Origin of the sequence: Streptomyces chartreusis NRRL 3882 (assembly GCF_900236475.1) — a bacterium.
In the GTDB taxonomy this organism is placed as follows: domain Bacteria; phylum Actinomycetota; class Actinomycetes; order Streptomycetales; family Streptomycetaceae; genus Streptomyces; species Streptomyces chartreusis_D.
This window is the reverse complement of the sequence record NZ_LT963352.1, coordinates 2,152,111-2,177,845: the sequence shown is the minus strand read 5'-3', so window position 1 is coordinate 2,177,845 and position 25,735 is coordinate 2,152,111. Positions and strand designations below refer to the sequence as shown.

Sequence of the window (25,735 nt, the reverse complement as noted above, 5' to 3'; positions counted from 1 at the left end):
TCGCACCTGACTCTTGCCGGTCCGAGCCTACAGGTGGAAACGGTTCCCATTACGCATTGTCGGGGGAGTCACTGGAGTGAGGCGAGGACGGACAGCAGCCGGTCGATCTCCTCAACGGTGTTGTACACATGCAGACTCACCCGGACCGAACCGGTCTTCTCACCCGCGTCACCCTGGCAGTGGTTGTCCGAGCGGACCATGAAACCGTGGCTGAAGAGGATGAATCCCAGGTCGCCCGAGTCGATGGCCCGATGCCGCAGGGTGACGATGCCCTGGCGCCGCTGCACGGTCGAGTCGGCGGCCAGGCTCAGCGGGCAGCCGAGGATCTCGTAGGCGTCCAGATGGCGCAGTCCCTCGGTGAGCCGGGCCGCCAGGGCGACCGTCCAGTGCTCGACGCGCTCCAGACCGGCGGCGTCCAGCCAGTCCAGCGCCGCTTCGAGCGAGGCGATGCCCACGGTGTTCGGGGTGCCGCTCCACCCGCCGGGCGTGAACGCCGGGCCGCGCGCCTGCCGGGCCCACACCGCCCCCGAACCGGGCAGGGCCAGCGCCTTGTGCCCGGAGAAGACGACGAAGTCGACGTCCAACTCGGCCACGGACACCGGCAGATGCCCGACGCTCTGCGCCGCGTCCAGGCAGATCACCGCGTCCGGGCCGACCGCCCGGCGGATGCGCTGCACGTTCATGTCGCCGCCGTAGACATGGTGCACGTGGGTGGTGGCGACGAACCGCGTTCGCGGCCCGGCCCGTTCGGCCAGCGCACGGTGGTCGTAGTCGCCGGAACCGCTCTGGTACGGCATCGGCACCACCCGGATGTGCGTGCCCTCGCGGGCGAGCAGCCGCTGGGCCTCCCGCCAGGGCGCGATGTTGGCCTGGTGGTCGGCGTCCGGTACGACGATCTCGTCGCCGTCGCGCACGAACCGCGGCAGCCAGTCGCGGGCGATCGTGCGCAGCCCCTCGGTCGTGCCGCTCGTGAAGTGGACGGCGGAGCGGTCCGGTCGGTGGTCCCCGAGGAACCGGGCTACGCGCTCGCGGGTGCGCTCGACCAGCTCCGTGGTCCGGTTGGCCCAGGTGTAGGTGCCTCGCGCCGCGTTGGCGTTGCTGCCGGTGAGGTATGTCTGCACGGCGTCCAGGACGGCCTGCGGCTTCTGCGCCGTCGCCGCGCTGTCCAGGTACGCCAGCTCCGGGTGCCCGGTGACGATGGGGAACTGGGCGCGCAGCGCCTGCTGCCACCGGCGCAGATCGTCGCGGATCGCGGGTGCGGTCACGGCGGTCAGTCCCGCACCAGGGGCGCGCCCGCGTCCCGCCAGGCGATGATGCCGCCGGCCAGACTGCGGACGTCCGGGTGGCCCATCCGGGTCAGCAGCGCCGCGTACCGGGCGGACTGCTCGCCCACCGGGCACGCCAGCAGCACCGGCCGGCTCCGGCTGAACGGCAGTCCTCCCTGGAGGAGTTCGGCGAACAGCTCGTCGACGATGTTGACCGACCCGTCGATGTGCAGCGCCGCGTACGCGAAGGGACTGCGCAGGTCCACCACGAGCGGCCGGTCGGTGTCGATCCAGCGCCGGGCCTCGGCCACCGTGACCGACGGCGCGCCGCCGACCTCGGCGTCGGTCAGATCGGCCGGCGAGTTCTTCCTGGGCAGCCGGCCCAGCAGGTCGGGCCGCCGCTGCCGGACGTAGCTCAGATAGCTCTCCACGCGGTCGCAGACGATGAACACCGCCGTCCGCCGCTCGGTCAACTCCTCGTCGACGGCGCGCAGATGACGGACGGCTCCGTGATACGCGGCGCCTCCCGTGGGCCCGCCCAGGATGCCGCAACGGCGGTTCAGGGTCAGCATCCCCTCGATCGCCTCGTCGGCGCTCACCGACTCCATCGTGTCGTACGTCTCCGGGTCGAACAGGCCGACCTCCTGCACCTCGTCGATGGTGCGGATCCCGGGGATGAAGTCGGACTTGGCCGCGACCAGCCCGACCACCCGCACCGAGGGATCCTCCTCCCGCAGCGCGCGGGCCACGCCCGTGGAGGAACCGGCCGTGCCCACACAGGCGACGAACCAGTCCGGCACCCGGCCGTCCAGGTCCTTGACGATCTCCGGGCCGGTGCCGGTGAGATGCGCCTCGGTGTTGCGCGGGTTGAAGTACTGGTCCGTGTGGAGATAGGCGCCGCCGGAGGCGGACAGCGTTTGGTGGAAGAGGGTCAGCGGATCGTCCGTCGCGGTCGGGTCCAGACACTCGCTCTGCCCCGGCAGCTCCTCGATCTGGGCGCCGAGCAGCAGCAGGAGGTCCTTGATCTCCGGCACCCGCATCCGGTTGGTGACGCTCTTGAAGCCCAGGCCGTGCATGCCCGCGAGGACCGCCAGTGCCTTCGCCGTGTTGCCGCTGGACAACTCCACGACCTGGCTGCCGTGTTCGACCGCCTCGGCCAGCAGCGGGCGCGCCATGTTCCAGGCCGCCCGGTCCTTGACCGACCCGAAGGGGTTGAGCATCTCCAGCTTGGCGAACAGGTCGATGTTGCGCAGGCCGTGCACGGCCGGGTCGATCCGTACCAGCGGGGTGTTGCCTATCGCCTCGGTGATGCTGTCGTACCTCACTGGGCTCCCCCCGAGGGCGTGATCGGCCAGAACTGGTCGTCGAGGCACCAGCGCCAGGCGTCGCCGTCCTGCCAGGCGGCGACCTTGCGGGCGGCGGGCTGGTGCTGGGCGCGGGTGGCGTGGAAGTCCATGGCGTAGCCGGCGGTGTTGGCGAAGGCCAGCAGGTCGCCGGGGACCGGACGCCGCGGCAGGAAGACCGTGCGCCGGGTGATCAGATCGGTCTCCAGGCACAGGCCGCCGAAGAGGTGGACGGCGACGGGCCCCTCGCCCGGCCCGGCTCCGCTCCTGGGGATGACGACGGGGTCCACCAGCACTCCGTGGTCCTCCAGGGCGATGTCGTCCGCCTTCGCCGCCAGCCGGACGAGCAGTGCGCCACCCGCCTGCTGGGGGCGGACCTCCAGCACCCTCGCCAGCGTCAGCCCGCACTGGTCCAGCAGCGCCCGGCCGGGCTCGCTGTGCAGGTCGTACAGGTGCTCCAGCAGCAGCGCGGCCAGCGGACGGCCGCCCAGGGAGGCGGCGGGCTGGGCCAGCAACTCGTCCAGATAGGCCGCGCCGGCGACGGACCGGTGAGCGGGGTAGAGGCCGAGCGCGCCGCGCACGGTGCCTGACTCGTTGCGCAGCCCGTAGCCGTGGCCGCCCCAGGTCATCGGCGGGCGGCGGCCCAGCACGGCGGACGTGAGCGCGGTCGTGTACGCTTCCCACTGCTCCCGCTCGGCGAGGTAACTGACGCCGAACCCACCCCCGATGTCCACGGCCCGGGGCCGCAGCCCCCGGCTCCGGCAGGCCTCCAGAGCCGCCAGGGACCCTTCGAGGGCGGTCGCCTTCTCCGCGACACTCGTGGTGTCCAGGTGGTAGGCCACCCCCGTCAGGCCGATCGCGTCGCCGTGCCGCTCCACCGCCTCCAGAAGGGGCTCCAACTCCCGTACGGGCGTGCCGAACCGGCTGCGCCGGCTCAGCACCTTCACCCCCGGTGTCTCGAACCCCGACAGCCGCAGCAGCACCCGCACCGGGGCGAGCGCGTGCCCCCGCACCAGCGCGGCGAGCTGGTCCAGCTCGGCGACGCCGTCGACGCCGACCGTGACGCCCGTGAGGGCCGCGAGCCACAGGAACTCGGGGTTCTTCGGGCCCGTGGCCGTGATCCGGTCGGCGGTGAAACCGGCCCCCAGCGCGTGCTGCAACTCACCCAGCGACGCGACGTCCACGCCCGCGTCCGTGGCGGCGAGCCGGCGCAGCAGCGCGCTGGACCGGTTCGCTTTGTGGGCGTAGAAGACCTGGCCGGACAGGTGATGCCTGCGGTACACGGACCGGAACCGCTCCAGGTTCTCGGCGATCTGGTCCGGCACCACGACGTGCAGGGGTGAGCCGAGCGCGTCGGTGAGCGAGTGCAGGGTCCCGGTCGCCGCCAGGAGCGACCTGAGCCGTGGTTCCAGCCGCGGTTCGAGGTACAAGGGCCGGCCCCCCATGCGTGCTCCCTCCCCTGAAGCTCCTGCGCCCGGCATCCGGGCACGTCGGACACTCCCCGCGTTTCGCCGTATAGCCCATATCCATTCTTCGGTCGCTTTACGCCCTGCCTGTCCTGAAGCCGTTCCTGACCTGGTCGAAGACGGGGCGGTAGGTGTCCCACTGCGCCTCGGGCGCCGAGAGGTAGATGTCGTACTCGCGCCCGCCCTCGCGGCCGTAGCCGAGGTCGATGGCGCGGAACGGGCGGGCCCGGCCCTGGAAGGTGAACTCCCAGATGGCGGCGGGCTGTTCGCGGAAGGTGGTCCGCTGCATGCGGATCCGGCGGTAGGTCGGGTAGTTGACCTTGGTGTTCGCCTCGATCTCCGTGAAGTGGTCGGCGGGGGTCGGGCCCGCGGGGGCGACCGTGCCGATGGTGATGCCGGCGAGGCCGGAGGGGGTGGCGTAGATGACCTGTTCCGCCGTGCGGTCGCGGGGCGTCCAGTCGTTCGGGATGGGGAAGGAGACGCCGAGCTTCGGCTCGTGGACGAGGTGGTAGCCCTTGGGGACGGGGGCGGGGCGGGCCGTGTCGTGGTCGGGTTCGGCCGTGTGGTGCGGGGCCGTTGTGTACAGGGTGGTGCCCACGGCGAGGGTGGCTGTCAGAGCCGCGGCGATCGTGGTGATGCGGCGGCGTCGGCGGATGCGGGTGGTTCGTGGCTGGTCGCGCCCCGCGGCGGAGCCGCCCGTCGGCACGGCCCCGCGCCCCTTGGGGGCGGTGATCGCCACCGTTCGGAGAGCACGTTCTGTCTCCTCCGCGGAGGGACGGGCCTCCGGTTCCCTGGCCAGTAGGGACTCTATGAGTGGGGCCAGCGGGCCGGACCGGCTCGGTGGGGTCAAGAGGTCCGTCGCTATCGCGTACGCCGTTTCCATCGCCGTCGCCCGGCGGAACGGGGGGCGGCCCTCCAGCGCCTGGTACAGGGTCGCGCCCAGGGCCCACAGGTCCGATGCCGGGCCGGGGGTGAGGCCCCGGACGCGTTCGGGGGCCATGTACTCGATGGAGCCGACCATCTCGCCGGTCCTGGTCAGCGTCGACGAACCGGCCGTCATGGCGATGCCGAAGTCCGTGAGGACGACCCGGTCCCCCGCGCCGAGGAGGACGTTTCCGGGCTTGACGTCGCGGTGCAGCACACCGGCCTCGTGCGCGGCGCGGAGGGCGCCCACCATGGCCAGGCCGACGCGGGCCGCCTCGTGGGGCGGGAGGGTCCGGCCGCCCTGGAGGAGGTCGCCGAGCGTGCGGCCGGGGACGTACTCCATGACGACACAGGGGCGGCCGTCGTCCTCCACGACGTCGTGCACGACGATCACGTTGGGGTGCGTGACGCGCGCGGCGCTGCGGGCCTCCCGGCGCATGCGCTCGTACAGCGTGCCGAGCTCGTCCGCGGACAGGTGCGGCCGCTCGTGCAGCTGCTTCAGGGCGACCTGGCGTCCCAGCAGCTCGTCGTCGGCGCGCCACACCGTGCCCATGCCGCCCCGGCCGATCCGCTCGGCGAGCCGATAGCGCCCGGCGACGAGTCGCCCCTCGTCCGACACCGTGTGTCCTCCGCCACCTTGTCCGTCTTGGGCGCCTTGATACGCCCTGGTCACCATAACGGGCGACCCCGGGCCGACCCGGGCCGGGAGTGAGGCGGATCACGGCCCCGATCGTCGGGAGGGGTCCCGACGGGGTCCTCCTACCCTGGCGTCCCGCGCCGCCGCCGGGCGGACGGGGCGGAGTGGACCGGCGACGTCGCGGGTGGTTTCACCGGTGGGGAAGGTGCGTGAGCACGTGCTCGACCGCACGCAGGACACGGCGACGGGTGTGGGCGGCGCCCTGCTCCGGCCGGGGCAGCGGATCAACTCGGCGCTCGTCGTGGACCGCCGGCTGGGGGAGGGCGCCTTCGCCGAGGTCTACCGGGTGCGGCACCACATCCTCGGCTGGCAGGCGCTGAAACTGTTCAAGCACGTGGCCTCGCTGGAGGCGACGTCCCGGATGCTCGACGAGGCCCGGATCCTGTCCACGCTGGGGCACCCCAACATCATCCGGGTGTTCGACGCCGGCACCGTGCAGACCTCCGAGGGCGTACGCGGCTACATCACCATGGAGTACGTGGCGGGCGGCAGCCTGGAGCGGCTCATGGAGTCCCACTCGGGCGTGGTGCCCGTCGGCGAGGTGACCGCCGTGCTCCGGCAGGCCGCCGAGGGACTCGCCGTGGCCCACGAGCGGCCGCACCCCATCGTCCACCGCGACCTGTCCCTGGCCAACGTGCTCATCACCTACGACGAGACCGGGCTGCGCGTGAAGGTCAGCGACTTCGGCCTGGCCAAGGAGACCGACCCGGGCACCAGGGCGGCCAGCGCCCAGGGCACCGTCGCCTACATGCCGCCCGAGGTGCTGCGGCGCGGCAAGGGCTACGGGTGCCCGGGGGACGTCTGGGCGCTGGGCACCATCGGGTACTTCCTGCTCACCGGACACTTCCCGTACGACGGCGGGGACCCGGTGCAGTCCTTCTCCCTGGAGCGGTTCAGCAGGCCGCTGCAGCCGCCCCGCGCCTTCAACGACGACGTGGGCCCCGAACTGGACCGGCTGGTCACCGACATGCTGCGGATCGACCCGGCCGAGCGGCCCGCCACCGCCCGGGCCGTCGCCGACCGCGCGGCCGGTCTGCGCCCGGCGCCCGGCCCCGAGGCCGCCGGTCCGGCCGAGCCGGCCGGGTCCGCCGACGCGCTGTTCCGGGAGGCGACCGCGCTCTCCCGGATGCCCGGCAAGCTCGGCGAGGCCGCCGACCTGCTGGAGGAGACCATCAGCCGCTACCCGAGCTTGCGCGAGCGGCATCTGACACGGCTCATGACCTGGCGCCGGGGGGTGATCATGTGACCACGCCGGTGAGGGAGTTCGACCGCTTCGAGGAACTGGCGGGCACACAGCTGTACCGCAGGAACGTCTTCGTCGTGACCGGCCTGCCCACCCGCGCGAGCGGTCCGGCCGTGCGGCGGCACCGGCAGAAGGCGGAGGCGCGGCTGGCCGTCGAGGACAGCTGGCCCGGAGCCCCGGACCTGGCCCCGGCCGGCGGCTACGGCAAGGACGAGGTGCGGGCCTCCTTCGAGGGCCTCCAGGACCCGCGCCGGCGCATGGTCGACGAGCTGCTGTGGCTGTGGGGCACCCCGGAGTCCGGCTGCGACTGCGACCCGGACGTGCACGAACGGCACGACGCCGCCGTGCTGCTGCACGCCCGCGTGCTGGAGGCGGAGACCGGACGGTCGCGGCTGCCCGTCGAGCAGCGGGCGTCCCTGTGGGAGAACGCGGTGTCCGCCTGGGGCCACCTGCTGGCGGACGGGGCACTGCGGCAGCACGTCCGGCACCGGATCCGGGCGCTCGGCGACCCCCGGCTCGGCGAGGACGCGGCCGACGACCTCCTGGCCCGGCTGCCACGGCTGCTCGTCTCCCCCTTCCCCCAGCTCTTCGCCGACCAGGCCACCGCGACCCGGCTGACGTCGGTCTGCTCGGTCTGGGCCGGGTTCCCGCCCTTCGACGGCCTGTTCTCGGAGCTGTTCGAGGGTGCGGTGGAAGAGGCGTACGAGAAGATCCACGGCGACCTGCTGACGGTGGAGCGGGAGCGCGAGGCCCGCCACTACCGCGAGGCGTTCCTGCTCCTGCGCGACCGGGTCGTGCCCGGCTTCGAGGACATGGCGCCGCTCAGACCGTTCGTCTCCGGCTGGCGCTACGACGAGACCGCCCACATCGTCGCCGTCGGACTGAACAACCTCGCGGTGGAACTCCTCGGCATCTCCGTGCACCGCCCGCCGAGCGCCTCCCGGCGCGAGGAGATGCTCTGGCTCGCGGAGAAGGCGTACGAGATCGGCCCGGACCGCGACTCGGACGGGCTGAAGGAGAACTGGGAGACCATCTACGACCACCTCACGGGCACCGGCCGCGGCCCCGCGCGCGCCAGACGGCGGTTCCCCTGGTTCTCGTTCCTCCTGGTGCTCGGCGTCATCGGCGGCTCGGTCTCCGCCCTGATCGAGACCTACGGCTGGTTCCCCGTGGTCATCATCGGGCTCGGCGGCATCGGAGTCCTCGGCTATTTCGTGCAGATCGTGGTGACCCTGGCCAACGGCCTGAGCAGCGTACGGAGGAGGAAATGAGCATCCCCTCACGCCGGGACGGCCGGTCCCGCCGAGGCAGCCGGGTGCGCGCCGCGCTCGGCCAGTTGCGGCACCCGCCCGAGTTCCGCGTCCCGCCGCCGTTCCTCGACACCGGCCAGGCCGCCTGGGTCGCGGACGTACTCGCCGACGTCGAGCCGGCCACGGAAGGGCCCGCTACCGGAAGCCCGGACGCCGGCACGCTGCTCGCCGCCGCCACCGGCATCTGGCGCGCCCAGCGCAAGCTGAACCAGCGCGCCGGCGAACTGTCGGCCGCGGACCTCAGGCAGGTGCGCCGCTACGTCCAGGCCGGCCGGCAGGCACTCGCCGACGGCGGACTGGAGATCCAGGAGCACGACGGCGCGCCCTTCGACCCGGGCCAGTCCCTCGAAGTCCTCGCCTTCCAGGACGAACCCGGCCTGACCCACGAGGTGGTGCTGGAGACCCTCCGGCCCAGCGTCTACTACCGCGGCGAGCGGATCCAGATGGGGCAGGTCGTCGTCGGCCGGCCCGCGCCCGGCCCCACCCACGGCATGTGAACGACCAAGGAGACGACCGCAATGCGCGAGACCATCGACTTCGGCATCGACCTCGGCACCACCAACAGCGCCATCGCGGTGGCGGACGACGACGGCGTACGCGTCATCAAGAACAACGACGGCTGGGACTGCACCCCGTCCGCCGTGTGGATGCCCAAGCCGGACGTGATCCACGTGGGCCGCCGCGCCCGCGAGCGCACCGACACCCAGCCCGACGACGCCCACGCCGAGTTCAAGCTGGAGATGGGCGTGGCCGGATACCACCGGCGGTTCGGCCGCGCGGGGCTGTCCCTCACCCCCGAACAGCTCTCCGCCGAAGTCCTCAAGTCCCTGCGCCAGGACGCCGCGCACGACACCGGCAGTGCCCCGGAGGCGGCCGTGATCACCGTGCCCGCCTCCTTCGCGCTGCACCAGAACAGCGCCACGTCCGCCGCCGCGGCCCTCGCCGGGCTGGGCGAGCACTGCCCGCTGGTCCAGGAACCGACCGCCGCGGCCATCGCGTACGGCGTGCAGGACGCCTCCGAGTCCACCCACTGGATGGTGTTCGACCTGGGCGGCGGCACCTTCGACGCGGCCGTGATGAGCAAGCGCGACGGTGAACTGCAACTGCTCCAGCACGCCGGTGACCCGCGGCTGGGCGGCAAACTCATCGACTGGGCCATCGTGGAGGATCTGCTCGTCCCCGCCGTCCGGCGCGACCTCGGGCTGCCGGACTTCGCCCGGCGCAACCCGCGCTGGCGGGCAAATTTCGCCAAGCTCAAACTGGCCGCGGAGGACGCCAAGATCGAGCTGTCCCGGCGCGGCTCCTACGACATCGTCCTCGACCTCGCCGACGGCGAGGGCGGCACCGCCCCCTTCGAGTACACCCTCACCCGGGGCGCCCTCGACGACCTCGCCCAGCCCTTCTACGCCCGCGCGATCAAGCTCTGCCGGGACGCCCTCGCGGAGAGCTCCCTGCGGCCCGACCACATCGACCGGCTGCTGCTCGTCGGCGGGGCGACCCTCGCCCCCGGGCTGCGCGACCTGCTGGCCGACCCCGTGGAAGGCCTGGGCATCCAGCTCGACCACACCCAGGACCCGACCACCGTGGTGGCGCGCGGGGCCGCCGTCTTCGCCCGTACCGTGCGGATGCCGAGCAAGCCGCGCACGGCGGCGCCGGGGGAGTTCACGGTGGAACTCCACTACGAGCCCCAGTCGTTGGAGACCACCGGCATCCCCGTCTCCGGCCGGATCAGCGGCGGCACCGCCGTGCCCGACTGGACCCGGTACACCGTCACCCTCACCAACCCCGACGGCCACCCGCCCTTCCGGGGACCGCAGACCACCCTCACCCCCGACGGCGCCTTCTACACCGAGGTGACCATCGACTCCGGCACCCGGTCCCGGTTCACCGTGGAGCTCTCCGACGGCACCGGCACCCGGCAACGGCTCGCTCCCGACACCCTGTCCATCACCCACGCCCAGGTGCTGCCCGGCGACGCCGTGCTCACCAGCACGCTCGGCATCGGCAAGGCCGACGGCTCCTTCGCACCGATGCTGCGCAAGGGCACCGCCCTGCCGACCTCGATCACGAAGACCTTCGAGACCTCCATCCCGCTGCGCCGCTCCCAGCCGGACGCCGTCATCCGCATCCCGCTGCTGGAGGGCGAACGCCGGCGCGCCGACCGCAACACCCGTGTCGGACTGCTGGAGATCCGGCCCCGGGACGTCCGCTTCGACCTGCCCGGGCAGACGCCCGTCGAGGTGACCTTCGAGATCAGCGCCTCGAACCGGGAAGTCACCGTCACCGCCGACATCCCCGTCGCCGACGCCCAGTTCGAGGCGACCATCGACCGCTCCCAGCTGGTGGCGCCCACCCACGACGAACTCGTCGACCGGCTGCACGACCTGGAGCAGCGCACGCACGCCCTGCGGGAACGCGCCGAGGACGTGCACTCCGAGCAGGCCCTGTCCCGGCTCGACGACCTGTCCGACGAGAAGGCCTTCGCCCATCTGCGCAAGGAGGTCGACGCGGCGGCCGTCGACACCGGGGCGGCCGGTACGAGCGACCGGCGCATCCGCGACCTGGAGGCCCAGCTCGACGACGTCGAGGAGGCCATCGACATCCCCGCCCTCCAGCACGAGCTGTGGGACCTCCTCAACAACTGCGAGGACCTCATCGAACAGACCGGCGGCGGGCCGGCCGAACGCCGCGAACTGGAGAACCTCCGCACCCGCGCGACCAGCGCCGGGGAGGACGGCAGCCCGGCCGGACTGCGCCGGCTCGCCGACCGGGTGCGCGACTTCCAGGTGGACCTCCTGCGCCGCAGCGACCAGTGGGACTTCCTCGTCTTCCACTCCCTCGTCGAACTGCGCGACGAGATGACCTCCCGTGCCCAGGCGGACGCCGCGATCGCGGACGGCCGCCGTGCCGTCGCCGCGGGCGACCGCACGGCCCTGTCCGCCGTCAACCAGCGCCTGCGCCGCCTGCTGCCTCCGGGGGTCTCGGAGGAGCGCCGGATCGGCGGGGTGCAGGAGAGCCGATGAGCCTCATGAGCGACCGGACCGGCGCGGAAGGAGACGCCCCCCTCGACGTCGTACTGCTCGTGTCGCGGGCCCGGGGGCTCGCCCGGGCCGGGGAACTGGGCGGCGCCCTGCGGCTGTTGCGGGAGGCCGAGGCCACGGAACTCGGCGGGCACCGGGACGTGCTCGACCTGCGGGCACGGGTGCACGCGCAGCGCGGGGAGACGGCCGAGGCGGCGGAGTGCTGGCGACGGGTCCTGGCGCGGCACCCGGACGACCCGGCGGCCGGAGCAGGACTCGCCCGGCTCGGCCGCAGGGGGCCGATGGCGGTACTCGGCCGTCACCGCACCCGTACGGCCCTGGTCGCGGCGGCGTGCGTGATCACCGCGGTCGTGGCCGGCACGGTCACCACCCTGGACGGCCCCCACACGGCCCGAGCGGACACCGACCGGGCGGCGGGCGGCCGGCAGAGCCCCGGCACGAGCGCCACCGCCGGAGCCGGCCAGGAGGCGCCCGGCTCGGGTACCGGGCAGGAGAAGGACGCCGCGGCCGCCACCCGTAGAGCCGCCGCGCTCGCCGAGGACCTGCGCGCCCCCGGTCTGCGCGTCACCGTGCACGGCGATTCCGTCGAAGTCGCCTTCACCCAGGGGCTGTTCTCCGCAGGCGCTCAGCTCACCCCGGCGGGAGCCCGACAGCTGGCCCTGCTCGGTGAACGGCTGGGCGGGCGGCACCCGGACGTCACCGTGCACGGCCACGCCGCCACCGTCCCCGGCGCGCCACGCAGCGGCGGTTCCGTCGTGGCGCTGTGGCGCGCCCTGGTCGCCGCCCGCGAACTCAGCGCCGCGAGCGGCGAACCCCTCACGGCGTTCACCACGGACACCGCGGACCAGCGCGACGCCCCGTACCCGGACCCGGCCCGCAACCGCACGGTCACCCTCGTGATCTCACCCGAGTGACGGTCCTAGCCACCGGAGACCACCACGACCAGCCCGATGATCAGCAGCACCACGACCCACGTCCACACCTTGGCCGCGACGGGGGACGTCCCGTAGTAGATCTCCTCCAGGTGTGTCCGCAAGCTCTTGCGCGGCGGGCGCCGTACGCCGTACGACAGGGGCGTCCGGCGCCCGTCGTAGGAGACGTCGTAGGGCAGCCCCACGTCCCGCGCCCGGTCGAGCAGCAGCCGGTTGGCGGTGATGCGCACCCGGGTCTCCTGGGTCGTGCAGAACTCCTCGGCGAGCTCCAGCAGCCGCAGGCCGTGACCACCGCCGCCGGGCGCCAGGGCGATCGCACAGTTGTTGAACAGGATCGCGGCGGAGTCGCTGAGCCGGTCGACGGCCTCCGGGATGTCGGGGAGCCCGGCGAGCGCGCCCCGGCGCAGGCGGCGCAGCTCGTGCAGCAGCGGCGTGGCGGCCTCCAGGGTGCCGGCCGCACCACGCGCGTCGTTCCGGTCGAGTTGCCTCGCGGCCGTCTCCAGAGCCGTCACGACCGGATCGAAGGCCGGCTTGGCCTTGTCGAACCAGACACCGGCCTCGGCCAGCCGCGCGCGGTTCTGCTCGATCGTCCGCCGCGTCCCCTCGTTCGGCTTCAGCCGCAGCGCCAGGTCCAGCAGGTCGAAGCTCTCCCGGACGGGCGGGGCCGTGTCCGGGGCGGGAGACAGGGCGACGGCGCAGTTGTTGAGCAACAGGGCGGTGGTGTCGGAGAGTTGGCCCACGCCGAGCGACATCCCGAAACCGGCGAAGGCGCCGAGCCGCTCCACGGCCGGGACGACCCGGGCCCGCAGCGACCCGGCCGCGGCGGTCGCGGCCGTCCTCCGGTCACGCTCGGAGAAGGCGCCGGCGAGTTGCTCCCCCGTCTCGCGCAGCTCGCGCTCCACCGACTCGTACAAGGGTGTCAACTGCCCCTCCAGCACCTCCCCGAGGAGGCCCCGCCCGGTCCAGGTCCACTGCGTGCAGTACCGGGCCAGCCGGGCCGGGTCCGGCGTACGCGCGGCCAGACCGGCGACGGCCGAGACCAGGACGCGGCGCACCTCGGCCTCGAGTACCGTCACCGCGGTCTCGTCCAGCCGCTTGTCGTCGAGCGTGGCGACGCGGTGCCGCAGATGCGCCCAGACCGCGCGCTGCCCGAGCAGCCTGCGCCACAGCCACGCCGCGGTCTGCCAGTCCCCGTCCTCCGGGCGGCCGGTGTCGCGCCGCGGTCCGCCGCGGCCCTTCTTCTTTCCGGCGGGGCGTTTCGGCCCACCCGCGCCCCGGCGCCGTGGCGCCGCACGGTGCCCCGACTCCGCGTCGAGGGCCCGGGCATGGGCCCGGACCGCCTCGTCGTGCTGCCGGTGCAGCTCCGGCCCGCACGGGCAGGAGGCGTCCGGCGCGTCCCAGAACCAGAACAGCTCGTCGACGATCCGGCGCTGCGGATGGTCGAGCACGTCGAAGGCCGCACGGAGTTCCTCCGGCCCGGCTCCGTCGGGCAGCGGCAACTCACCGGCGGGACCGACGGCGACCCCGGCCTTCGCGGCCGTGGCGAGCTGCTGCCGGCGCCGGACGATCGTACGGCGGGCCGCGCAGGTGCTCGCCCCGGTCACGCGGAAGGCGTTGCGGCGGTAGAGTTCCGGGCCGCTCAGCTCCCGCAGCCGTTCCCGGACGACAGGCGCGTCACCGCCCATGGCTACGGCTGCCCCGCGGGCGACCCGTCCTGGAGTCCGGGCATGTTGGGGTCGCCGGGCGTGTCGTCCATCAGGTTGAGGTCCGGCGGGACCAGCGTCGTCGACTCGACCAGGCCCTTGAGCAGGTTGTGCAGCAGGGTGTTGTCGTAGGGCCGCCGCTCCTCCGTCTTGTCGTGCACCAGCGGGTACTTGAAGCCGGTGCCGTGCAGACGGTGGCGGACCACCTCGATGCGGTGCTCGATCCGGCGTTCCGTCCAGTTGCCGTCCGGACGCAGATGGACGAGCTGCCGGGCGGCCATGGAGTACGTCAGGGGCCGCGGGTCCTCCTCGTACAGCAGGTACCGCTGGCCGAGGACGACCAGCAGCAGCCGCTCGTCGTCGTCGAGCGCCCAGGTCTCCGGCCGCAGGGTCTCGGCCCGGCGGCGTGACACCGGCCCCTGGTCGTCGTGGTCGGCCACGTACAGCTCGATCAGGTGCTCGCGGTAGCCGGAGCCCCTCACGAACAGCGGGGTGTAGCCGGTGGTGAGGGGGACCGGCTCGGTGGTGGTGTGCATCATCCGGCCGCGCGGCAGCCGCACCAGCTGCTTCCCGGTGTTGCGCAGCCACCACTGCCCCTGCCGGTACGTCAGCTCCCCGTGCCGGCGGCTCACCCGCAGGTCGTCCACGCCGACCTCCAGGTCCACGTCCGGCCGCTCGCCCCGACCGAAGCGGACGGTCAGCCCCGTGCGCGGCGGGGCGCACAGGTCGCCGGTGACCGTGCGCGCGTGCAGGGTTCCGGGTGCGGTGGGCGCGACACCGCGCGCGAGGCTGGCGGAGAAGGACATCGCTGGTCTCCTCGGTGCGTGGGCTTGCGACTCGTACGGAATCGGCACGGTGCGGCCCCGGCGCGGGCGGGCCCCGCCGGACGTACACGTCAGCATGAGCCGACCGGCCCGGGACCCCTCCCCGCGGCCCCGGGAGTCCTCACATGTCCGGCTGCCTGCGGATGCGCCGGGTGTCAGCGGGCACGCAGTTCCGCGGCCGCCGAGGCGGCGAGCTCGGTGGCCAGATGGCACAGTTCGCCGCTGGACCGCCGCCCGCCGACGTGCAGCCGCAGCATCTCGACGGCCGTCTCGGCGTCCCGGCCGCCGTACTCCCGGTACGGGATGAACACCGTGCAGGTGCCGTCGCCGTTGCCCTCCGGCTCGACAACGGCGTCGTAACCGCTGAGCCGGACGGTGCGGCCGTCCCGCGCGGATTTGCGCTCGTCGCGGAAGAAGGCGATCTCCGCCTCCAGGTCGTCGACGTCGCTGAACCACTCGCAGTCCCAGTCCGCGACACCGGCCTCCGGCACGTCGGCCTTGATGCCGGGGACGACGGACAGCGCCTCGGCGTCGAGCAGCGCGCAGGCGCTCGTCCAGGCCAGCGAGGCGGCCGGGTAGGGCGGGGAACGGCGGGGGAGCGGGCCGCGGTTCAGGACCTCGGCCGCGCTGCGGGCGGCGGTGTCGGCGACCGCGCACAGCGCCGCGGCACCGCCCGCCACCGTGCCGTGCCCCACGTCGACACGGACCCCTACGAACATGTCGCCGTCGGCGCTGCCACTGCCGCGGCCGGTGCTGCCGGTGCTGTCGCTGCCGCCGGCCGCGTCGTCCCGGGACAGCAGCAGCCCGCACTCGCCCTTCTTCGGCGGCGCCTCCCGTACGGCGATGCCGCCGATGGTCCTGACGGGGTCCGACGCCTCGGGCGGCGAGCCCGGGCGCAGCTGGACCGACACGTCGATACGGGACCTGTCGTCCGGGTGGACGAGCACGTCGCAGCGGTCGAAGTTGCCGTAGTCGACGTCGACTTCGCTCTCCCCGAACCGGTCGAGCGCGTCGGGGTCGGCCAGGGCGCACACGTCGGCGGTGCGCGGATCACCGATCAGAGCCCGCGTCCCACCGTGCGAGGGGTCCTTCGGAAGCTGCCTCCCGGCGGACCCACGCGTGCTGTTCCCGCCGTCGCCCCGCCCGTCGCCGTCCCCGGGAAGGACGACGAGACTCAGGACGATCGCGGCGCCGACGCCGAGGGCCGCCGCGAGCAGGGTAGCGCGTCGCCGCCGCGGGCGCCCGCCGCCGGGCGCGGCGGGCCGGCCGGCCGGGTCCGGCGTGCCGTGTTCCGCCACGGCCGCCAGCAGCCGCCCGGCCTCGGCCGCGTCGGGGCGCTGCCGCGGGTCACGCCGGAGCATGGCGCCGAGCACGGGGTGGAGGGGGCCCACCGCTTCGGCGTCCAGTTCGACGACGCCCTGCTCGGCCTTCCAGTACGTCAGACGGTCCTGGTCCTCCCCGGCGGCCACGGCCTCGTCGCCGTCCGCCCCGGGCTCGCCGCCGCGTGGCGGGGAACCGGTGACCAGGGCGTGGAGGGTGGCGGCCAGGCAGAACACGTCGGAGGCGGGCCGCGGGACGTTTCCCCGGGCCAGCTCGGGGGCGGCGTAGTCCGGGGTGAAGCTGTAGGGCCCGTTGGCCGTGATGGTCTCACCGCCGCCGGCCCGGTAGGCGGCGCCGAAGTCCAGCAGCTTCGCGGCACCGCGCCGGCTGAGGCCGATGTTGGCGGGCTTGAGGTCGCAGTGGACGATACCCGCCTCGTGCAGCGCGGCGAGCGCGTCGGCGAGCTGGGCCCCGATCCGGGCCACGCGCTCGGGGCTCATGGGCGGCTGCCGGTCGAGGCCGCCGCCGGGCACGTACTCCATGACGAACCAGTACGTCTCGCCCCCGCCCCCGGCAGTGGCTCCGCCCCCGTCCCCGCCGGTGTCCCCGTCCGACGGCACCGTGACGACGTCGAACAGCGTCACGACATGGGGATGATCACGGAACTTGGCCAGCGCACGCGGCTCGCCCAGCAGCCGCCGCACCGCCGTCTCGCGGTCGCCCTCGACCCGCTCCGGCTTCAGCGCGACGTCCTGCCCCACCACCGTGTCGTGGGCCAGCCACACGTCGCCGCCCCGCCCTGTGCCGATGACCTCCTCGAGGACATATCGGCCGGCGAACTCGTCTCCGGGACGCACGTTGTTCTCCCCCTCGCATCAGCCCCGAACGCGCGCCGCCACCCACGCGCGCGTAAGGGGAACCTACTGCGTACAGGGGACGTTACTCACAGTCTCCCCAGAGCCTCCATCAGCCGCACGCATGCGCGCCTCCCCCCGGGGTACCCCGGCCGTGTCCCCCGACCGATCCCCACCCATCCGGCCCCGACGAGGAGGGACGTGGACTGGCACCCGCTGCGGCTCACCACCCCCGTCAAGCAGCACGTCTTCGGCGGGCGGGCCATCGCCGAGCGGCTGGGCCGCACCGGCCTGCCCGACGGCCCGGTGGCCGAGACGTGGGAGGTGAGCGACGTCGACGGCGACGCCTCGACCGTCCTGGAGGGGCCCCTGGCCGGACGCACCCTCCGGCAGATCATGGCGGACCACCCCGAGGAACTGCTGGGGCCGCACGTCCGCCCCGGCCCCCGCTTCCCCCTCCTCACCAAGTTCATCGACGGCAGCCGCCCGCTCCCGGTGCACCTGCACGCCGACGACACCACCGCCCGCCGCCTGGAGGGCGAACCCCACGGCAAGACCGAGGCCTGGCACATCCTCGACGCCGCCCCGGGAGCCACCGCCCTGGTCGGCACCCGGCCCGGCGTGGACCGCGACACCCTGCACCGGGCGCTGCTCGCCCAGGACTTCGACGCGGTCATGCGACGCCTGCCCGTCCGTGCCGGACAGACGGTCTACGTCCCCGGCGGCACCCTGCACAGCTTCGGCCCCGGCACGCTCGTCTACGAGATCGAGCAGACCTCCGACATCCAGCAGCACGCCATGCGCACCCGCATGGAGGACGGTTCGCCCGTCCCCGAGGCGGAGTGGCACGATAACCTCGCCCGCCTGCTCGACGAGTGGCGTCCCGGGCCGCGCCCCGAGCTCCACTCGGGCACGGACATCCGCAGGGACGGCGGCGTGGTGCGCACCGTGCTCTGCACGAGCCCGTACTTCGCCCTCGAACGCTGGACCGCCGGCACCACGGCCCCCCTGGTGCACGCCTTCTCCACCGCACAGATCCTCACCAACGCCGGAGCCCCGGTGACCGTCACCTCCGGCCCCTGGACCGGCCGCCTGGACCGCGCCCGCACCCTGCTCCTCCCCGCCGCCCTCGGCGAGGTCCGCGTCCAGGGCCCCGCCGACGTCCTGATCGGCTACGTGCCCGACGCCCTGTAGCGCGCATGCCTCAGTCGCCGCCGGGCTCCGTGCGGCCGTCGTAACCGTCGTAGACGAGAAGCCCGTCGTCGCGCAGTCGCGCGCCGGGCGTCGGCGCGTGGGCGCCGAGGCGCCCGTCGTGCATGAGGTGGTGAACCGGTACGCCGCGGGCGAGTACGGCGAAGTCGGCGATCAGCCGGCGGTGGCAGCGCCACCAGACCGCCTCGCTGCACATCACGGCGGTGCGGCCGTGCGCGGCCTCGCGCAGCACCCGGTCCATCGCGGTGACGAACTCGGGGGAGCGGGTGTGGGCGGCGTAGCCGCGGAAGGAGGCGTTGCGCCAGACGATGTCCGGGCTGTCCACGGGAGGTGTGCGGAATCCGCCGAGGGCGGGTTCCCACCGGTAGGCGATGCCGCCGTCCGGCATCCACTCGGCGAGCCGCCGCCGCGACAGATCGGGGTCGCGGCGGCTGCCGGGAGCGGTCCGCACGTCCACGACGGCCGTGATGCCGGCGTGGCGCAGCAGCTCGGTGATCCGGTCCCGATCGGCGGTGCTGTGCCCGAAGGTCAGCAGATGCACGTCCACAGCGCCGGACTTTCCCGTTCTCGCGGTCCCACACCCGAACCCCGCCGAGGCCGCGCCGCCGGTGTCTCGTCGGAGATCACGTGCCTTGGTCGAGCCGGGTCCCGGGCGTGGAGAGGAAGGCGCGGAAAGAGCGCGCCGGCCGGCCCGTGAGGCGCTGGACGGTATCGGTGACGCGGTCCTCCGCCCCCTCCGCGATGGCACGCTCCATGTCCGCCAGCATGGCGGCGAACTCCACCGGCATCAGCGCCGAGAGGCGATCGCGCATCTGTTCGTAGGAGACCGGCCGGTGGACCACGGGCCGGCCGGTGACCTCGGTGATGAGCGTGGCGATGTCGTCGTAGCTGAGCGCTTCCGGTCCGGTGAGGACGACATCGCTGTTGAGGGCGGGGTCGTCGGTCAGGGCGTGGAACGCGACGGCGGCGATGTCGTCGGCGTCGACGAAGCCGACCCGGCCGTTCCCGGTCGCGGTGGAGATGGTGCCGTCCTCGCGGATGCCGCGGGCGTGCGCGTGCGCGCCGGTGAAGTTCTGCATGAACCAGGAGGGCCGCAGCACCGCCCACTGTTCGAACAGTTCAGGCAGAGCCTGGTGCACCGCGCCCACCGCCGGGCCGCCCCGGGGGATGGCCGAGGAACCGAGGAGCACCGCGCGGCGTGTGCCGGCGGCCCGGGCCCGGCGCAGGAAAGGCAGCATGACCGCTGCCGGGTCGGGGTCGCCCAGGGGCGGTATGAGATAGACGCGGTCGACCCCCTCGAGGGCGGCGGCGTGGCCGGCGGGATCGTACCAGTCGAAGGGGACCGCCTCCGCGCCGGGGACCGGGGTGGCGTGCCGGCTCGCGGCTCTGACGCGGTGGCCGGCGGCGGTCAGGCGTGCGGTGGTGCGGCTGCCGGTGGTGCCGGTGGCGCCGATGACCAGAGTGGTGCCGGTGCCGGTCATCGGGCGCTCCCGGCGAAGCCGGTGCCGGGTTCGAGGACGGCGAGGGGGTTCCAGTAGTCCCGGTAGGAGGCGATGAGCCCGTCCCGGACCGTGACGACGGCGATGTAGGTCATCTCGTAGGGACTGTCGGTCTTGACCAGGCGTCCGACGCCGCGCATCTCGGCCACGATGGTCTCCGGGTCGGTGGTCCGGTGGATCCGCAGGTCGGGGAAGGCGTGCAGGTCGATGTGGTCGGGGTAGGGGCGCATGTAGGCGGCGATGGCCTCCTTGCCCTCCAGGCGCCGGGGCCAACCCGGGGGCGCGAAGGGGAACTCCATGACGCCGTCCTCGGCCCACAGGCCGACCCACGCGGAAATGTCCTTTTCCAGGAGCAGTCGCAGGCTGTGGCGGTAGAGATCCGCCGGTGCGATCGGTGCCGTCGGTGCGGACATGGGTGTCCTCCATCTCGTAGAATCCGGACCTGGGGTCCGTTTTTACGATACGGACCCAGGGTCCGGATTGCAAAGAGGAGAACCGCGTGCCCGAGCGCAAGCCCCGCCAGGACGCCGTCCGCAACCGCAAGGCCGTCCTCGCGGCCGCCGACGACCTCTTCGCCCGCTCCGACAGTCCCGAGGAACTCACCATGGCCGACATCGCGGCAGCGGCCGGCGTCGGCAAGGGAACGCTCTTCCGTGCCTTCGGTGACCGCGCCGGGCTGCTCCGCGCGCTGTACGAGGCGCGGCTCGAACCGGTCAGGGAGGCAGTCGAAGCCGGTCCGCCGCCGTTGGGCCCCGCCACCCCACCGCACCAGCGCGTACCCGCCCTGCTGGACGCCGTCCTGTGCTTCAAACTCGACAACCGCCGCCTCGCGCTGGCCCTGGAAGAGGGCGGCAGCGGCAGTCCCTACCAGGCGGAGCACTACACCCTGTGGCACGGCCTGCTCCGGTCCGTGCTGGAGCAGATCCCCGGTCTGACCGACAGCGACTTCCTCGCCCATGCCCTGCTCGCCGCCACCCGGGCCGACCTCGTCGAGCACCTGGCCGGGCGAGAGCGGCTGCCACGCGACACCATGCGGGCGCACCTGGCGAACCTCACCGCCAGAGTCCTGGGCTCCGGCCCACTACCGGAATCGGCCACCGGGAACTGATCGAGGATCAGGCAGTCCCTTGGTGAGCGGGGCGCACTCCCGTGCCCGCCGTGTCCGGTTCCGGGTCGGCGCAGCCCTCGATGGCCTGGCCCAAGACGTAGGCGCGCGTTCGTCGTAGCGCGGGGCGGGGCCGGGATGCCCCGGCCCCGCCCCGTACGTACAGCGCGCATCCGTCGTTCAGATGTCCCGGAACGTCTCGATCTGCGCCCCGATCGAGTTCAGTCGCTCGGCCAGGTCCTCGTAACCCCGGTTGATGACGTACACGTTGCGCAGCACCGACGTGCCCTCGGCCGCCATCATCGCCAGCAGGACGACCACCGCGGGGCGCAGGGCCGGCGGGCACATCATCTCGGCGGCGCGCCAGCGGGTCGGGCCCTCGACCAGCACGCGGTGCGGGTCGAGGAGCTGCAGGCGGCCACCCAGCCGGTTGAGGTCGGTCAGGTAGATCGCGCGGTTGTCGTAGACCCAGTCGTGGATGAGGGTCTTGCCCTGGGCGACCGCCGCGATGGCCGCGAAGAACGGGACGTTGTCGATGTTCAGGCCGGGGAACGGCATGGGGTGGATCTTGTCGATCGGCGCCTCCAGCTTGGAGGGCCGGACGGTGAGGTCCACCAGCCGGGTGCGGCCGTTGTCGGCGAAGTACTCGGGCGTGCGGTCGTGGTCGAGGCCCATCTCCTCCAGCACGGCCAGCTCGATCTCCAGGAACTCGATCGGCACCCGGCGCACCGTCAGCTGCGACTCGGTGACCACGGCTGCCGCGACCAGGCTCATCGCCTCGACCGGGTCCTCGGAGGGGGAGTAGTCCACGTCGACGTCGATGGTCGGCACGCCGTGCACGGTGAGCGTGGTGGTGCCGATGCCGTCGACCTTCACACCGAGGGCCTCCAGGAAGAAGCACAGGTCCTGGACCATGTAGTTGGAGGACGCGTTGCGGATGACGGTGATGCCGTCGTGCCGGGCGGCCGCGAGCAGCGCGTTCTCGGTCACCGTGTCACCGCGCTCGGTCAGCACGATCGGACGGTCGGGGCGGACCGAGCGGTCCACCATCGCGTGGTACTGGCCCTCGGTGGCGGCGATGTCGAGACCGAACCGGCGCAGCGCGATCATGTGCGGCTCGACCGTGCGCGTACCGAGGTCGCAGCCGCCGGCGTAGGGCAGCTTGAAGTGGTCCATGCGGTGCAGCAGCGGACCGAGGAACATGATGATCGAGCGGGTGCGGCGGGCCGCGTCCGCGTCGATGGCCGCCAGGTCCAGCTCGGCCGACGGCACGATCTCCAGGTCGACACCGTCGTTGATCCACCGGGTGCGGACGCCGATCGAGCCCAGCACCTCCAGGAGGCGGTACACCTCCTCGATGCGAGCCACGCGGCGCAGCACCGTGCGCCCCTGGTTGAGCAGTGAGGCGCACAGCAGCGCGACACACGCGTTCTTGCTCGTCTTCACGTCGATGGCGCCGGACAGCCGGCGGCCGCCGACCACCCGCAGGTGCATCGGACCGGCGTAGCCGAGCGACACGATCTCGCTGTCGAGGGCCTCCCCGATACGCGCGATCATCTCAAGGCTGATGTTCTGGTTGCCGCGCTCGATCCGGTTCACGGCGCTCTGGCTGGTTCCGAGCGCCTCCGCCAGCTGCGACTGGGTCCAGCCCCGGTGCTGCCGGGCGTCACGGATGAGCTTGCCGATGCGTACGAGGTAGTCGTCTGCCATGTGGTTGAGGTTATCTCAGATATGAGATGTCACCCGACGGGGGGCTCCGTTCGGGTGACGGGAAGTCAATCCGCCCTGGTGGCTCAGTGTCGACGGGCGGTGCGCGTGCGCCGCCACCCGAAAGGTCCGGGCAGGTCCATCGATGTCGTACGACGTCCCGTACTGCTGCGGGTGTGACGCGGGCCGTTCTTTCCACCGCCGGTCGTGATGGACCAGGAGCGCTTGTTGATGTTCAGACGCACCCCCGGAAGGATCCGGAAACTCTTGCGGAACGTGAGCGGCATGCCTGTCTCCTCTCCGTTTGCGGCGTGGACACCTGGTTCGGATACCCCGGAGAGGGGGGTGCATGACCGCATGGCGGACGCCGGGGCATGACCTACCGCCCCCGGTGTACTAGAGTTATCTCGACATCGAGATATCTGCCGGGGAGCACCGCAGCCGCCAGCCCCGGTAAGGCCTGCCTAACTTAGCCTTACCTTAGCGGATCGGCCGAGATGCCGTGGCGGCAGGATCGTGGTGGTACGCGCACATCAATGAAGGAGACTGTCGTGTCGGCGAACAGCTTCGACGCCCGCAGCACGCTGCAGGTGGGCGACGAGTCGTACGAGATCTTCCGGCTGGACAAGGTGGAGGGCTCGGCCCGCCTTCCGTACAGCCTCAAGGTCCTGCTGGAGAACCTGCTCCGCACCGAGGACGGCGCGAACATCACCGCCGACCACATCCGCGCCCTCGGCGGCTGGGACTCGCAGGCCCAGCCGTCGCAGGAGATCCAGTTCACGCCGGCCCGCGTGATCATGCAGGACTTCACCGGCGTGCCCTGTGTCGTGGACCTCGCGACCATGCGTGAGGCCGTCAAGGAGCTGGGCGGCGACCCGGCGAAGATCAACCCGCTGGCGCCGGCCGAGCTGGTCATCGACCACTCCGTCATCGCCGACAAGTTCGGCACGAACGACGCCTTCGCGCAGAACGTCGAGCTGGAGTACGGCCGCAACAGGGAGCGCTACCAGTTCCTGCGCTGGGGCCAGACCGCCTTCGACGAGTTCAAGGTCGTCCCGCCCGGCACCGGCATCGTCCACCAGGTGAACATCGAGCACCTCGCGCGTACGGTCATGGTCCGTAACGGCCAGGCCTACCCCGACACCCTCGTCGGCACCGACTCGCACACCACGATGGTCAACGGCCTGGGCGTCCTCGGCTGGGGCGTCGGCGGCATCGAGGCCGAGGCCGCGATGCTCGGCCAGCCGGTCTCCATGCTCATCCCGCGCGTCGTCGGCTTCAAGCTCACCGGTGAGCTCAAGCCCGGCACCACCGCCACCGACCTCGTGCTGACCATCACCGAGATGCTGCGCAAGCACGGTGTCGTCGGCAAGTTCGTCGAGTTCTACGGCGAGGGTGTGGCGGCCACGAGCCTCGCCAACCGCGCCACCATCGGCAACATGTCGCCGGAGTTCGGCTCGACCGCCGCGATCTTCCCGATCGACGACGAGACGATCAAGTACCTCAAGCTCACCGGCCGCTCCGAGCAGCAGCTCGCCCTCGTCGAGGCGTACGCCAAGGAGCAGGGCCTCTGGCTGGACCCGGCCGCCGAGCCCGACTTCTCCGAGAAGCTGGAGCTCGACCTGGCGACGGTCGTGCCGTCCATCGCCGGCCCGAAGCGCCCGCAGGACCGTATCGTCCTCGCCAACGCCGCCGAGCAGTTCAAGCAGGACGTCCGCGCCTACGTCAACGACGAGTACGAGGCCAGCAAGGAGTCCTTCCCGAGCTCCGACGCCCCCTCGTCGATCCCGAACGGCGCCCCGTCGAACCCGGTCACCGTGACCGCCCCCGACGGCACCTCGTACGAGATCGACCACGGCGCGGTGACGGTCGCGGCCATCACCTCCTGCACCAACACCTCAAACCCGTACGTCATGGTCGCCGCCGCCCTGGTGGCCAAGAAGGCGGTGGAGAAGGGCCTGACCCGCAAGCCGTGGGTCAAGACCACCCTCGCCCCGGGTTCCAAGGTCGTCACCGACTACTTCGAGAAGGCGGGCCTGACCCCGTACCTCGACAAGGTCGGCTTCAACCTCGTCGGCTACGGCTGCACCACCTGCATCGGCAACTCCGGCCCGCTGCCGGAGGAGGTCTCCAAGGCCGTCAACGACCACGACCTCGCGGTCACCTCGGTCCTCTCCGGCAACCGGAACTTCGAGGGCCGTATCAACCCCGACGTCAAGATGAACTACCTGGCGTCCCCGCCGCTGGTCGTGGCCTACGCGATCGCCGGCTCCATGAAGGTCGACATCACCCGTGACGCCCTGGGCACCGACCAGGACGGCAACCCGGTCTTCCTGAAGGACATCTGGCCCTCCGAGGCCGAGGTGAACGACGTCGTCGCCAACGCCATCGGCGAGGACATGTTCTCCAAGTCCTACTCGGACGTCTTCGCGGGCGACGCCCAGTGGCAGGCGCTGCCGATCCCGACCGGCAACACCTTCGAGTGGGACCCGCAGTCGACGTACGTCCGCAAGCCCCCGTACTTCGAGGGCATGACGATGGAGACCACCCCGGTCTCCGACATCTCCGGCGCCCGCGTGCTCGCCAAGCTGGGCGACTCGGTCACCACCGACCACATCTCCCCGGCGGGTGCCATCAAGGCCGACACCCCGGCCGGCAAGTACCTCACGGAGCACGGCGTCGAGCGCCGCGACTTCAACAGCTACGGCTCGCGCCGCGGCAACCACGAGGTCATGATCCGCGGTACGTTCGCCAACATCCGCCTGCGCAACCAGATCGCGCCGGGCACCGAGGGCGGCTACACGCGTGACTTCACGCAGGACGGCGGCCCGGTCTCCTTCATCTACGACGCCTCGCAGAACTACCAGGCCGCCGGCATCCCGCTGGTCGTCCTGGCCGGCAAGGAGTACGGCTCCGGCTCGTCCCGCGACTGGGCCGCCAAGGGCACCGCGCTCCTGGGCGTCAAGGCCGTCATCGCCGAGTCCTACGAGCGCATCCACCGCTCGAACCTCATCGGCATGGGCGTCCTTCCGCTCCAGTTCCCGGAGGGCCAGTCGGCCGCGTCCCTCGGCCTGACGGGTGAGGAGACCTTCTCCATCTCCGGCGTCACCGCGCTCAACGAGGGCACCACCCCGCGCACGGTGAAGGTCACCACCGACACCGGCGTCGAGTTCGACGCGGTCGTCCGCATCGACACCCCCGGTGAGGCGGACTACTACCGCAACGGCGGCATCATGCAGTACGTGCTGCGCAGCCTGATCCGCAAGTAAGCGGAGCCGCGGGGCAGTTCA

20 protein-coding genes are annotated in these 25,735 nt (G+C 72.5%); 8 read left to right on the top strand and 12 right to left on the bottom strand.

The features are described from left to right. Positions 1-68: 68 nt before the first annotated feature. The 4 genes from SCNRRL3882_RS09640 to SCNRRL3882_RS09625 all read right to left on the bottom strand — a co-directional run bounded on the left by SCNRRL3882_RS09640 (position 69) and on the right by SCNRRL3882_RS09625 (position 5,617). Positions 69-1,274: an aminotransferase class V-fold PLP-dependent enzyme gene (locus tag SCNRRL3882_RS09640; RefSeq protein ID WP_040902538.1), complete on the bottom strand. Its 1,206-nt coding sequence runs from the start codon at positions 1,272-1,274 to the stop codon at positions 69-71. Further along, positions 1,271-2,590, bottom strand: a complete 1,320-nt coding sequence (locus tag SCNRRL3882_RS09635) for a pyridoxal-phosphate dependent enzyme (RefSeq protein WP_010033880.1) — start codon at positions 2,588-2,590, stop codon at positions 1,271-1,273. Before SCNRRL3882_RS09635 ends, SCNRRL3882_RS09640 begins: the two co-directional genes overlap by 4 nt. Continuing rightward, a complete protein-coding gene (locus SCNRRL3882_RS09630; protein ID WP_010033883.1) occupies positions 2,587-4,053 on the bottom strand; it encodes a Y4yA family PLP-dependent enzyme in 1,467 nt (488 codons plus the stop codon). The genes SCNRRL3882_RS09635 and SCNRRL3882_RS09630 overlap by 4 nt, the downstream gene beginning before the upstream one ends. A 97-nt stretch (positions 4,054-4,150) precedes the next feature. After that, positions 4,151-5,617, bottom strand: a complete 1,467-nt coding sequence (locus SCNRRL3882_RS09625) for a serine/threonine-protein kinase (protein WP_010033886.1) — start codon at positions 5,615-5,617, stop codon at positions 4,151-4,153. Between the two features lie 235 nt (positions 5,618-5,852). On the opposite strand from SCNRRL3882_RS09625, the gene SCNRRL3882_RS09620 reads away from it, so the two are divergent. From SCNRRL3882_RS09620 to SCNRRL3882_RS09600, 5 genes are read left to right on the top strand one after another with little or no spacing between them, the layout of a single operon-like run. Then, complete coding sequence (locus tag SCNRRL3882_RS09620) at positions 5,853-6,941, top strand: serine/threonine-protein kinase (protein WP_010033890.1); 1,089 nt, start codon at positions 5,853-5,855, stop codon at positions 6,939-6,941. Continuing rightward, positions 6,938-8,209: a hypothetical protein gene (locus SCNRRL3882_RS09615; RefSeq protein WP_010033891.1), complete on the top strand. Its 1,272-nt coding sequence runs from the start codon at positions 6,938-6,940 to the stop codon at positions 8,207-8,209. Before SCNRRL3882_RS09620 ends, SCNRRL3882_RS09615 begins: the two co-directional genes overlap by 4 nt. Then, positions 8,206-8,745 (top strand): hypothetical protein, encoded by a 540-nt coding sequence (locus tag SCNRRL3882_RS09610; RefSeq protein WP_010033894.1) that lies wholly within the window; start codon positions 8,206-8,208, stop codon positions 8,743-8,745. The genes SCNRRL3882_RS09615 and SCNRRL3882_RS09610 overlap by 4 nt, the downstream gene beginning before the upstream one ends. Before the next feature lie 21 nt (positions 8,746-8,766). Next, positions 8,767-11,271, top strand: coding sequence for an Hsp70 family protein (locus SCNRRL3882_RS09605; protein ID WP_010033896.1), 2,505 nt, complete (start codon positions 8,767-8,769; stop codon positions 11,269-11,271). Continuing rightward, complete coding sequence (locus tag SCNRRL3882_RS09600; RefSeq protein WP_010033898.1) at positions 11,268-12,203, top strand: tetratricopeptide repeat protein; 936 nt, start codon at positions 11,268-11,270, stop codon at positions 12,201-12,203. Before SCNRRL3882_RS09605 ends, SCNRRL3882_RS09600 begins: the two co-directional genes overlap by 4 nt. 5 nt (positions 12,204-12,208) lie before the next feature. Here the strand turns inward: SCNRRL3882_RS09600 and SCNRRL3882_RS09595 are convergent, their stop codons facing one another. The 3 genes from SCNRRL3882_RS09595 to SCNRRL3882_RS09585 all read right to left on the bottom strand — a co-directional run bounded on the left by SCNRRL3882_RS09595 (position 12,209) and on the right by SCNRRL3882_RS09585 (position 16,925). Then, positions 12,209-13,906, bottom strand: coding sequence for a hypothetical protein (locus SCNRRL3882_RS09595; protein ID WP_010033906.1), 1,698 nt, complete (start codon positions 13,904-13,906; stop codon positions 12,209-12,211). A gap of 2 nt (positions 13,907-13,908) precedes the next feature. After that, complete coding sequence (locus SCNRRL3882_RS09590; RefSeq protein WP_010033907.1) at positions 13,909-14,730, bottom strand: FHA domain-containing protein; 822 nt, start codon at positions 14,728-14,730, stop codon at positions 13,909-13,911. A 173-nt stretch (positions 14,731-14,903) separates the two neighbouring features. Beyond that, on the bottom strand, positions 14,904-16,925 hold the full coding sequence (locus SCNRRL3882_RS09585) for a serine/threonine-protein kinase (protein WP_010033908.1): 2,022 nt from the start codon (positions 16,923-16,925) through the stop codon (positions 14,904-14,906). A 198-nt stretch (positions 16,926-17,123) separates the two neighbouring features. Between SCNRRL3882_RS09585 and SCNRRL3882_RS09580 the strand changes: the two genes are divergently transcribed. After that, positions 17,124-18,116, top strand: coding sequence for a type I phosphomannose isomerase catalytic subunit (locus SCNRRL3882_RS09580; RefSeq protein WP_010033909.1), 993 nt, complete (start codon positions 17,124-17,126; stop codon positions 18,114-18,116). 10 nt (positions 18,117-18,126) lie between these two features. On the opposite strand, the gene SCNRRL3882_RS09575 is transcribed toward SCNRRL3882_RS09580, so the two are convergent. The 3 genes from SCNRRL3882_RS09575 to SCNRRL3882_RS09565 all read right to left on the bottom strand — a co-directional run bounded on the left by SCNRRL3882_RS09575 (position 18,127) and on the right by SCNRRL3882_RS09565 (position 20,046). Then, positions 18,127-18,681: a DUF488 family protein gene (locus SCNRRL3882_RS09575; protein WP_010033912.1), complete on the bottom strand. Its 555-nt coding sequence runs from the start codon at positions 18,679-18,681 to the stop codon at positions 18,127-18,129. A gap of 76 nt (positions 18,682-18,757) precedes the next feature. Further along, positions 18,758-19,615, bottom strand: coding sequence for an NmrA family NAD(P)-binding protein (locus tag SCNRRL3882_RS09570; protein ID WP_010033914.1), 858 nt, complete (start codon positions 19,613-19,615; stop codon positions 18,758-18,760). Then, positions 19,612-20,046, bottom strand: a complete 435-nt coding sequence (locus SCNRRL3882_RS09565; RefSeq protein ID WP_010033917.1) for a nuclear transport factor 2 family protein — start codon at positions 20,044-20,046, stop codon at positions 19,612-19,614. Before SCNRRL3882_RS09565 ends, SCNRRL3882_RS09570 begins: the two co-directional genes overlap by 4 nt. Before the next feature lie 86 nt (positions 20,047-20,132). On the opposite strand from SCNRRL3882_RS09565, the gene SCNRRL3882_RS09560 reads away from it, so the two are divergent. Further along, entirely contained in the window at positions 20,133-20,741 is a 609-nt protein-coding gene (locus tag SCNRRL3882_RS09560; RefSeq protein WP_010033919.1) for a TetR/AcrR family transcriptional regulator, read from the top strand. 177 nt (positions 20,742-20,918) lie between these two features. Here the strand turns inward: SCNRRL3882_RS09560 and SCNRRL3882_RS09555 are convergent, their stop codons facing one another. Continuing rightward, a complete protein-coding gene (locus SCNRRL3882_RS09555; RefSeq protein ID WP_010033920.1) occupies positions 20,919-22,448 on the bottom strand; it encodes a helix-turn-helix domain-containing protein in 1,530 nt (509 codons plus the stop codon). An 83-nt stretch (positions 22,449-22,531) separates the two neighbouring features. Beyond that, positions 22,532-22,732 (bottom strand): DUF4236 domain-containing protein, encoded by a 201-nt coding sequence (locus tag SCNRRL3882_RS09550; protein ID WP_010033921.1) that lies wholly within the window; start codon positions 22,730-22,732, stop codon positions 22,532-22,534. Between the two features lie 264 nt (positions 22,733-22,996). On the opposite strand from SCNRRL3882_RS09550, the gene acnA reads away from it, so the two are divergent. Beyond that, entirely contained in the window at positions 22,997-25,714 is a 2,718-nt protein-coding gene (acnA, locus tag SCNRRL3882_RS09545; RefSeq protein ID WP_010033922.1) for an aconitate hydratase AcnA, read from the top strand. Positions 25,715-25,735: the final 21 nt, after the last annotated feature.

What these genes read in the sequence shown, in the direction of transcription:
- SCNRRL3882_RS09565 (WP_010033917.1), bottom strand. Translation starts at nt 20,046, where the DNA reads ATGTCCGCACCGACGGCACCGATCGCACCGGCGGATCTCTACCGCCAC.
- SCNRRL3882_RS09605 (WP_010033896.1), top strand. Translation starts at nt 8,767, where the DNA reads ATGCGCGAGACCATCGACTTCGGCATCGACCTCGGCACCACCAACAGC.
- SCNRRL3882_RS09590 (WP_010033907.1), bottom strand. Translation starts at nt 14,730, where the DNA reads ATGTCCTTCTCCGCCAGCCTCGCGCGCGGTGTCGCGCCCACCGCACCC.
- SCNRRL3882_RS09570 (WP_010033914.1), bottom strand. Translation starts at nt 19,615, where the DNA reads ATGACCGGCACCGGCACCACTCTGGTCATCGGCGCCACCGGCACCACC.
- SCNRRL3882_RS09600 (WP_010033898.1), top strand. Translation starts at nt 11,268, where the DNA reads ATGAGCCTCATGAGCGACCGGACCGGCGCGGAAGGAGACGCCCCCCTC.
- SCNRRL3882_RS09555 (WP_010033920.1), bottom strand. Translation starts at nt 22,448, where the DNA reads ATGGCAGACGACTACCTCGTACGCATCGGCAAGCTCATCCGTGACGCC.
- SCNRRL3882_RS09550 (WP_010033921.1), bottom strand. Translation starts at nt 22,732, where the DNA reads ATGCCGCTCACGTTCCGCAAGAGTTTCCGGATCCTTCCGGGGGTGCGT.
- SCNRRL3882_RS09630 (WP_010033883.1), bottom strand. Translation starts at nt 4,053, where the DNA reads ATGGGGGGCCGGCCCTTGTACCTCGAACCGCGGCTGGAACCACGGCTC.
- SCNRRL3882_RS09610 (WP_010033894.1), top strand. Translation starts at nt 8,206, where the DNA reads ATGAGCATCCCCTCACGCCGGGACGGCCGGTCCCGCCGAGGCAGCCGG.
- SCNRRL3882_RS09595 (WP_010033906.1), bottom strand. Translation starts at nt 13,906, where the DNA reads ATGGGCGGTGACGCGCCTGTCGTCCGGGAACGGCTGCGGGAGCTGAGC.